The organism is Halioglobus sp. HI00S01 (assembly GCF_001635445.1).
GTDB lineage: Bacteria > Pseudomonadota > Gammaproteobacteria > Pseudomonadales > Halieaceae > Halioglobus > Halioglobus japonicus.
This window is the reverse complement of record NZ_LWEE01000118.1, coordinates 1-220: the sequence shown is the minus strand read 5'-3', so window position 1 is coordinate 220 and position 220 is coordinate 1. Positions and strand designations below refer to the sequence as shown.

1 pseudogene is annotated in these 220 nt (G+C 56.8%); it reads right to left on the bottom strand.

Going from position 1 to position 220, the window contains the following annotated elements:
• A pseudogene (locus A3709_RS24575) lies at positions 1-220 on the bottom strand (molybdopterin oxidoreductase family protein); the annotation flags it as partial.

Here is a 220-nt window from a genome sequence, read left to right as displayed (position 1 = left end):
ACCGGATTACCCGCAATTGTCATCATGGCCCGCAACTGACCTTCCCCTGGCGTTAGAATATCCTCAGCCATGGTTACTGCAGGCAGTTCACCGGCAAATTCAGGGAGGCCACGAACGCGCGACGTAAATCTACCAAGGCTGCCTGCGCCCTTTTCGCCTCTAGTGATATAGCCGAATGCGGGTGAGCATACGAGCGCCCCACCCTCGCGATCAAGATTGC